10 protein-coding genes and 1 tRNA gene are annotated in these 7952 nt (G+C 33.6%); 6 read left to right on the top strand and 5 right to left on the bottom strand.

The features are described from left to right. The first annotated feature begins 155 nt into the window (after positions 1-155). Positions 156-329, top strand: coding sequence for a hypothetical protein (locus DPQ89_RS18415; RefSeq protein WP_164848233.1), 174 nt, complete (start codon positions 156-158; stop codon positions 327-329). A 303-nt stretch (positions 330-632) separates the two neighbouring features. Here the strand turns inward: DPQ89_RS18415 and DPQ89_RS02995 are convergent. Further along, positions 633-709: transfer RNA gene (locus tag DPQ89_RS02995), tRNA-Asp, on the bottom strand. Positions 710-773: 64 nt separating this feature from the next. Next, entirely contained in the window at positions 774-1595 is an 822-nt protein-coding gene (locus DPQ89_RS02990) for a sulfite exporter TauE/SafE family protein (protein WP_127715026.1), read from the bottom strand. 85 nt (positions 1596-1680) lie between these two features. Between DPQ89_RS02990 and DPQ89_RS02985 the strand changes: the two genes are divergently transcribed. Together DPQ89_RS02985 and DPQ89_RS02980 are read left to right on the top strand one after the other, a co-directional pair. Further along, positions 1681-2424 (top strand): SDR family NAD(P)-dependent oxidoreductase, encoded by a 744-nt coding sequence (locus tag DPQ89_RS02985; RefSeq protein ID WP_164848232.1) that lies wholly within the window; start codon positions 1681-1683, stop codon positions 2422-2424. A gap of 5 nt (positions 2425-2429) precedes the next feature. After that, positions 2430-2705: a hypothetical protein gene (locus tag DPQ89_RS02980; protein ID WP_127715022.1), complete on the top strand. Its 276-nt coding sequence runs from the start codon at positions 2430-2432 to the stop codon at positions 2703-2705. Between the two features lies 1 nt (position 2706). Here the strand turns inward: DPQ89_RS02980 and DPQ89_RS02975 are convergent, their stop codons facing one another. From DPQ89_RS02975 to def, 3 genes are all read right to left on the bottom strand, one after another. Then, positions 2707-4674: a phosphatidylserine/phosphatidylglycerophosphate/cardiolipin synthase family protein gene (locus tag DPQ89_RS02975; protein WP_127715020.1), complete on the bottom strand. Its 1968-nt coding sequence runs from the start codon at positions 4672-4674 to the stop codon at positions 2707-2709. Beyond that, a complete protein-coding gene (locus tag DPQ89_RS02970; RefSeq protein WP_127715018.1) occupies positions 4671-5900 on the bottom strand; it encodes a hypothetical protein in 1230 nt (409 codons plus the stop codon). Before DPQ89_RS02970 ends, DPQ89_RS02975 begins: the two co-directional genes overlap by 4 nt. Positions 5901-5995: 95 nt before the next feature. Then, on the bottom strand, positions 5996-6535 hold the full coding sequence (gene def / locus DPQ89_RS02965) for a peptide deformylase (protein WP_127715016.1): 540 nt from the start codon (positions 6533-6535) through the stop codon (positions 5996-5998). 77 nt (positions 6536-6612) lie between these two features. Here def and DPQ89_RS02960 point away from each other — a divergent pair, with 77 nt between their 5' ends. Genes DPQ89_RS02960 through DPQ89_RS02950 form a run of 3 tightly spaced genes read left to right on the top strand, consistent with a single transcriptional unit; the run spans position 6613 to position 7938 of the window. After that, positions 6613-7080: a low molecular weight protein-tyrosine-phosphatase gene (locus DPQ89_RS02960; RefSeq protein WP_127715014.1), complete on the top strand. Its 468-nt coding sequence runs from the start codon at positions 6613-6615 to the stop codon at positions 7078-7080. After that, complete coding sequence (greB, locus tag DPQ89_RS02955; RefSeq protein ID WP_241558770.1) at positions 7073-7561, top strand: transcription elongation factor GreB; 489 nt, start codon at positions 7073-7075, stop codon at positions 7559-7561. Before DPQ89_RS02960 ends, greB begins: the two co-directional genes overlap by 8 nt. Continuing rightward, positions 7558-7938, top strand: a complete 381-nt coding sequence (locus tag DPQ89_RS02950; protein ID WP_127715012.1) for a DUF6165 family protein — start codon at positions 7558-7560, stop codon at positions 7936-7938. Before greB ends, DPQ89_RS02950 begins: the two co-directional genes overlap by 4 nt. The last annotated feature ends 14 nt before the right edge of the window (positions 7939-7952 follow it).

Below are 7952 nucleotides of genomic sequence, written 5' to 3'. Positions count from 1 at the left end.
TTTAATAAGAAAACCGATAGTTAGATTACTAACAAAAGAGTTTTAGATTTTTGGAATGCTTTAGGTAGTTTCTAGATCGAGAGTTTGATTGTTTTTCCACTGTCTACCGAGTACTCCCACCAGAAACAGCTTCAAAGAGGGCCATGGGACTTCACATGACTCCATCTCAAATTGCATTGATCTCAAAAGAGGGAAATGTAGAAAAATTGGTATTGTCTCATTTTATGAAACGAACTCTTGTTACTCAAAGTGAAAATTTAAAAGTTATCAAAAAACATTTTAAAAGAGATGTCGTTTTAGCAACTGACGGCATGTTAATTGATCTATAGTATCATCGTACATTAGTTGGTTAACCTCTTCGCTCCCATCATGGTCACTTATCAGGTTTGCACGGCTTTAGTTAATATCCTGCTTTTCTTATGAAAAAATAGTAATTCAAAAAGTGTTCGTGAGATTGCTTAGTTGCTTCACCTGAGCTTCCTTAAAGTAAAGAAAGTTGGGCTTACGCTTTAAAAATTTACTTAATTTGATGATGTTAATCGATTTTAGGCAAAAAAAAAGAGAGTGGGTTAAACTCTCTTTTAATTATCTAATCATCCGAAGATGCTTTGAATTGAAATGTAGTACAAAAATGGCGGGAGCGAAGGGACTCGAACCCTCGGCCTCTTGCGTGACAGGCAAGCGTTATAACCAACTTAACTACGCCCCCGCATTTCAGTGAGATTAAATATAGGTATTTTTAGGTGAATGGTCAATACAAAATTTAAAAAATATTAAGAAAATTGAGAGGATACAAATATTTTTATTGAAATGATGATCAGGAGCACCGCAAAAAGCTTCTTTGATAACTCGGGACTTATCTTTTTGACAAGACTGACTCCAAACTTTGACGATGTGCTAGAGCCAATAAACAAAGCGGCTACAATAGAAAAATTCACGAATCCGAACTGACCTTTCTCTAGAATCTCGTTATTGAAGATGAAGTGTGGAGTAGGCTCAATTAGATATAGAAGCATTCCTGCAAAGGTTCCAATGACCATGCAAGCGTTGGAGTAAGCTGATATAAATCGAAATGGGATGTGAAGAACTGTGATAAATAATGGGACTAAAACAGCCCCTCCGCCTAATCCGGTCATTCCTGCAACTAGTCCACCAAAGAGTCCTACTGTAATGGCCACTAATCTTGATTTTATGTCTGTTGGAGCATTCCAGTTGTCTGAGTCTTCTTTTTTCAGTTTCACTAATAGCGTTCTGATGGCAATAGCAAAGACAAAGACGCTGAAGATGAGCTTAACTGTCCGCGCAGGTAGGATCAGAGTGAGTTTTCCTCCAGCAAGAACACCTAGAATCATTGAAAAGGCGATAGGCAATAGGAATGAAAAATTAGGGCGAACACCAGACTTTGAAAAATTATAGGTATTTATACAAGAATTGAAAAAGATTAGAGACAGTGAGGTTGCTATAACGACTTGCGGAGGTAGAAACTCAAAAAATGTGTAGAGAGTAGGAACTATCAAAATTCCTCCTCCAACACCAAAGAAGGATGAGAAGATTCCAACAATTAAACCAGTAATGATCAAGCCTAGAAATATCATAGATTTAAGTCTAGAGGAGTAAAATCAAGATGTATAGTTGCCACATCTTTAAAGATAGTTAAAATAGGTAAAATTAAGGATGTATATGAAAATATTTATTACAGGTGGAACTACCGGAATTGGACTTGCCATCGCTAAGAAGTATCTAGAGGAAGGTCATAGTGTTGGTGTATGTGGAAGAGACCCTTCAAAGCTTGATCAGGATGTAAAATCTAAATATCCAAAGCTTCAAGTGTATAAAGCAGACGTCACAGATAGGGAAGAGCTTATAAGTGCAGTGGATAGCTTTAGTGAAGGACGGCTAGATTTGATGTTGGCCAATGCTGGGAGAAGTGTTGGGAGTAAAAATAAAGAACCTGACTTTAAAGCTTCAAGAGCTGTAATAGAAATTAATGTTTTGGGAGTATTGAATACTTTTGAAGCCGCTTTGAAGAATATGTTGCCAAATAAGAGCGGGCATCTCGCTGCAATTGCAAGTGTGGCCGGAATGGTAGGTCTTCCAGGTGCTTCTTCTTATTCTGCCTCAAAAGCCGCTGTGATAAAATTATGTGAGTCGTATAGTTTAGACCTAGGTCAGTGGGGGATAAATGTGTCTTGTATTGCTCCAGGTTTCATTGATACGCCTCTTACAAAGAAGAATGATCATGATATGCCATGGCTAATGGATGTTGATGTGGCAGCAACAAAAATTAAAAAGGCCTTAGACAATAAGAAAGAACTCTATGTTTTTCCTTGGCAAATGAAGACAGTAATTTATTTTTTAGATAGAATGCCTAGGTGGATGTATCGTAGAGTGATGCGTTTACCAATGGTTAATTACAGTAAGTAGGTCGTATGAAAGTAGTATTATTTTTTCTCGTGTCAATTTTTATCCTATCTTGTCAGCAAGAAGGTGGTAGTAAAGTTACATCTGATAAAGTTAAAGACTATGATTTTTCTAAAAAGTCTAATTCTATATCTGCTACAGATGATTTTTCAGATTTAAAGAAAGAAGATGATGAATCTTGTGAAACTGAGGAAGAAATTTCTAAAAAGCTTGCAGCTCCTAAACAAGAAGCATTTCAGCTTCAAGGTGGTGACTCGGGTTGTGAAGTAGATGGGCACAAATAACTTAAAGCTTACTATTGATACTATTTTTAAGCTTTAAGAATGCTTTTGATACTGAGTTGATTAAACTTGAGAAAGTCTTTGAAAAAGTTTTTCCATTTATATTTGCTTCAAAGTTTTCAATATCGAGATTAATTGTTTTTGTCGAATCGGCCCAGGCAAGAAGAAGTGACTTTTCAAATTTTGCTATTTCTGTTTTATCAAAAATTTGTACGCCTATCTCCCTCTGATTTCCTTGTAGACCTTGTGCGCTCAGGTCTGCAGATCCTATGACCATTTTTTCACCATCTACAGAAATAACTTTTCTATTATTAAATTGAAGAAAGGCCTTGTTAGTATTAGGTGTTGTGTTTGACTTGAGTACAAGATTCTTTCTCGCGCGAAGGTTGATTCCATTAAGGGCAAACTCTTTGATGAATATAGAGTTTGGTAGTCCATTCATATTGAATATTTCACTGTTATCAATGATGATTTTAATATCGATATCTGGTCGTTCTATCTTCTTCTTAATTATTGCATTAATCACATATGGATCAAGTAAGTAGAGTTGCTCCATGTATATATTTTCTTTAGCATGAATAATCATATCAACAATAATATTTCGAGTATTTTTGATGTGTCCTTTAAAGTCGGACTCTGTAATTCTTAGTGGCTGAAATCCTGCTCTTGGATATTCTTCTTTAGTGATCTTAAAATATTTCTCAATTACTTTCTTTTGGGTAGGCGTTTTAGAGTATAGAACAATATCTTCATATAAGGAATTTTGAATAACTGCTGCGGCAGGACCCTTTATCCATATAGAGTTATCAAATGAGTATCCTCCATTACTATCCGCTAGGTTCTTAGAGCCAAGCAAGGCCTGAGGGTAATTTGTGTTTCCATCAATTACAATGGCCTTTGCATGATTTACTTTATCTTCATTTTTTATAAGAGAATCATTTGATTTAATAATAAAGAAACTATTCGATAAATTTTCATCTCTTAGTACTTTGGTACTTAATGAAAGAAGTGTAATATTAACTTCATCAGACAAAGATAGAGGAATGTTAGCATTATGAAAGATAATTATCTTGAAGTCTTTGTTCTTTATTTTTTGCTCTTTAACTTTTTCAATAAGGTAGTTCGAAAGGCTTGTTCCTAATGATCCTCCTAAGTAAGTAGCACTTATTAGAATAGACTCTTGTGCCTCATCAATCATTTCTATAATTTTTATTAATTGTGGGTTTTTAATAAAAGACATGTGATTACTTATGTCAATTTTTGAATTATTTTTTATATTTGGTTGTATAGTATTTTCAGCGTACCATTTTAATAGCCCGACATTAGTCCTATCGTTATTAAATAACTTCAACTCATTACCTGGAATATAACCTTGAAAACTAAGAGAGTATTGAGGAATGAACTTATTTTCAATTGAAAAAGTGATGGCATTAGTTTCTTTTATGGCCTTGATAAGAACATCAACATTTTTAAAAGAAGAAATTATTGTTGCCTTTTCATGGAAATCTCTCTCGAGTGTTGAATAGAAACTCTCTTGTGAGAAATCTTTTCGATGGTAGAGTTCTTTCAATTTCTTTCTTGCATATTCTTTTGAATTTTTTGAGCCTGTGGGAGAGTAGAGAACATCTCTTAATATAAAGGATTTATACATCATTGTAAAAATGAGAACATCTCTAAATCTTTCACTATCTTTGGATATCACTTTCCAATATACCATGGCCTTAAGAAAGTCATTAGGTACATGGTTAGAGAGGTTCTTTATCATGGAGTCTGCATATACCTTATCATTTTCTGACAGGGATTCTAGTTCTTCCTTGAATAGTTCTGTTCTCGCAATATTTGGGTTTCCAAATACAGATTCATAGTAGTTAGAGTATATGGATTTAAGTCTAATTGCCTCAGTAATATTAAAATTTCCTGCAAATGAACCTTTTGTTAAGAATAGAAATACAATGAAGAACTTAAGAATCATTCTTTTTCTCCAGTGGTATTAAAAGACTGGTGAAAGTTTTCAAGTTCTAAATGCTTAACTATTTTTTCTGCGAGATTTTCTTTAATGATTTTCTTTATCATAAACTTCTCTAGATCATGAGGGCCTTGCTTATCTGTTCTTAGTGTAACCATAAGCTTTGAATCATCTGTGAAACTATTTTTTTGAAAAGAATATGTTAGTTTGTCGAGTTTAACTTTTACCTCAGACTTCACTCCCTTGATCGGAAAGGTCCCATTAATATAAAAATCACCCGTCGTAATAGAGTTTGGTAAATCTTTTTGTTCAATTTTACTAGAAAGGAGTTTTCCAAAGTGAATATCTAAATGGTTCTTTTGAGGAATCTGTGTTGAAGTGTTGAAGTTCTTATATAGGTCTACAGTAAGAAAGTTACTGTATTTAGAGCTCGCCTTCTCAAGTTGAAAGTATGTCAAATTGAAGTTCTTTGTTTCAATATTTAAGTCTGTACTACTTAAGTCATTGGCGCGAAAATATCTTCTAAATCTAATATAACCATTATAAAGATTTTTATTTAGATCATTCGCTTTTATAAATATCGTTATTGTTCCACCCGAGTACTGATAGCGCTGTGAAAGAGATGGAATTGGAGTTGTTAAAACTTTTTCAATTTGTTGTTCTTCTTTAGAACTCAACGTTTGGGCCAAATCTTTTTTCTCAATATTTACCAACTGATTTGTTGATAATTCTTTATTATAATTAAGATTCTGTTCAAAGTTTGGTGTGAAGTTTAGATTTACTTGGAACTCACCATTGGAAATTTTCTTTTCTGCAAGTGTGTTTACGAATTTATTAATTGAACTCTCTAATAGTTCAAGTTTAGAAGTGCTTAGAGAGATTGATTTAGGATTTGTTGGTTCAAATGTTTCGAAAAATGAGCTTTGTAGAGCTTCCCTGATAATATTTTTTTCTTTTGAATTACTGTAGCTGGACCAGAAGTCTAATGTCATTTTAAAATTTAGAAATTTATTAAATGAGTTTGTATTAAAATATTGTCTAAAAGCATCGAATTCTAGCTTGTCTTTGTAGCTAGCTATTTCTCTTTTCGATTGAACTGAGAAGCTACGGCTTTCCCAGTAGTTGTCATGATCTATCAAATAGTGACTTACACCATAGTAACTTAAGACTATAAGAAAAAGGCCAAAGGGTAGCCAAGATAGAATTGATGGTAAAATGTCTTGCTTCTTCACTCTCGATAGCTCCTAAGGATAAAGAACTTATCGGCTAGAGAGGGAAATTAATTTAGTTGTATTTTACTGTTATTTTAGTGCTTTAACCTTACTTTTTAATCTGTAGTTGCCCAAAATTGCTCAAATTCCGACTCAAAAGTTAGCTTACTCATATCCTTAATTCTATCTACATATAGCAGACCGAATAAGTGATCTAATTCATGCTGGAAAACTGTGGCCAAAAATCCTTCCAAGACAATCTCTTTTTCATTTGCTTGTTCATCTTGAAAGATGACTTTTATTTTAGATGGCCTTTCTACATAGCCTCTAAGCCCTGGAACAGAAAGACATCCTTCCCAAAATCCTTGTTTCGTCTCATCAAGAACCTCTATTTTTGGATTGAAAATAGTAAATAGGCTACTTTCAGTTGTTTGTGGGTATCTGCTAGAATCTTTAGGGATTTTTATAATAGCAACTTGCTTGGAGACTCCAACTTGCGGGGCGGCTATGCCAATACCACCACAGTCCACCATAGTGTCATACATGTCTTTTAAAAGTGATATAGTTTCTTTAGATAGTATTTCTTGATTAGAAAGTTGTGTCGCAGGCATTCTAAGTATCGGATTTCCCATTTTTGTAACTTCTCTTATCGACATAATATCCTTTCCAGTTTCTGATAGTATTAAATACTAATAAATTATAAACTATTTATAAATAAGTCGAAGGAAAAAAAATGACTAGAGTTCTTTTTGTCTGTCTAGGAAATATTTGTAGATCCCCAGCCGCTGAAGGAATATTTCTAAGTAAGCTTAGTAAGTTAAATCTACTTGATAAATTTGAAGTAGATTCAGCAGGAACCAGTGGTGTACATACAGGAGAGCTTCCTGACAAAAGAATGTGTAAAGCTGCACAAATAAGGGGATATGATCTTAGTTCAAGATCTAGAAAATTTATAAAAGACGACTTTTATAGATATGATTATATTGTTGTTATGGATGAATCAAATCTCTCTAATATCTTGAGTTTAGATTTAACTAATGAATTTTCACAAAAAGTTGTCTTGATCACCGACTATTGCTCTAATTTCAAAATTAGTGGTGTTCCTGATCCATATTATGGTGGAGATGAAGGTTTTAATCACGTTATAGATATTCTTGAGGATGCACTAAGTGTATTTTTAAAGAGATTAAGTGATGGATAAAGAATTTATCAACTATATGACTCCAGGTTCATTTAAAAGACTCAGTGATGAAATGAATCACTTGCTTAAAGTTGAAAGACCGCAAACAACTAAAGTAATAGCATGGGCAGCTGGAAACGGTGATCGCTCAGAAAATGCAGATTATATATATGGTAAGAAGAGGCTTAGAGAGATTGATAGTAGACTTAGGTTTCTTAGGAAAAGGTTGCATAACTCAAAAGTGATCGATCCTCTAGAGATGAATTCTGATCAAGTTCAGTTTTCTGCAACAGTAGAAGTATTAGATGAAGATGATCAAAGAAAAGAGTTTTCAATTGTTGGCATAGATGAAGTTGATCCAAGCCGTGGAAAAATCAGTTGGAGATCTCCTCTTGGAAAAGTTTTACTTGGAAAGAGTGTAGGAGACTTTGTAACTGTTAAGGCCCCAAAAGGGGAATATGAAGTTGAAATTATCAAAATAGAATATAAGGAAATAAAATGATTATAAAATGTTCAGTTTCACTAGGTGAGTTAGTTGATAAAATCTCGATATTAAGAATAAAAATGCTTAATATTAAAGATGCTCAAAAAGTATCTCTTGCTAAGAATGAGTATGATGAGCTTATGAGTACTTTAGATAAATTATCTTTAGATGGCATTGATAGCTTTCTTGAGGAATTAGTGAGTGTTAATAGTGAATTATGGAAAATTGAGGATGATATAAGAGAGCAGGAGAGAGCGAAGGACTTTGGAGAGAAGTTTATTGAATTGGCCAGAGCTGTTTATGTAACTAATGATCGTCGCTTTGCAGTAAAAAATAGAATAAATAATCAATTTGGATCTGGCATTAAAGAAGTTAAATCTTACGAAGAATACTAAAAAAACTTTTCTTT

Source organism: Halobacteriovorax sp. HLS (assembly GCF_004006665.1).
Lineage (GTDB): Bacteria > Bdellovibrionota > Bacteriovoracia > Bacteriovoracales > Bacteriovoracaceae > Halobacteriovorax.
This window is presented reverse-complemented; position numbering and strand designations above follow the sequence as displayed.

Excerpts from the sequence above, each read along its gene's own strand:
- DPQ89_RS18415 (WP_164848233.1), top strand. The coding sequence starts at position 156 with ATGACTCCATCTCAAATTGCATTGATCTCAAAAGAGGGAAATGTAGAA.
- DPQ89_RS02990 (WP_127715026.1), bottom strand. The coding sequence starts at position 1,595 with ATGATATTTCTAGGCTTGATCATTACTGGTTTAATTGTTGGAATCTTC.
- DPQ89_RS02985 (WP_164848232.1), top strand. The coding sequence starts at position 1,681 with ATGAAAATATTTATTACAGGTGGAACTACCGGAATTGGACTTGCCATC.
- DPQ89_RS02980 (WP_127715022.1), top strand. The coding sequence starts at position 2,430 with ATGAAAGTAGTATTATTTTTTCTCGTGTCAATTTTTATCCTATCTTGT.
- DPQ89_RS02975 (WP_127715020.1), bottom strand. The coding sequence starts at position 4,674 with ATGATTCTTAAGTTCTTCATTGTATTTCTATTCTTAACAAAAGGTTCA.
- def (WP_127715016.1), bottom strand. The coding sequence starts at position 6,535 with ATGTCGATAAGAGAAGTTACAAAAATGGGAAATCCGATACTTAGAATG.
- DPQ89_RS02960 (WP_127715014.1), top strand. The coding sequence starts at position 6,613 with ATGACTAGAGTTCTTTTTGTCTGTCTAGGAAATATTTGTAGATCCCCA.
- greB (WP_241558770.1), top strand. The coding sequence starts at position 7,073 with ATGGATAAAGAATTTATCAACTATATGACTCCAGGTTCATTTAAAAGA.
- DPQ89_RS02950 (WP_127715012.1), top strand. The coding sequence starts at position 7,558 with ATGATTATAAAATGTTCAGTTTCACTAGGTGAGTTAGTTGATAAAATC.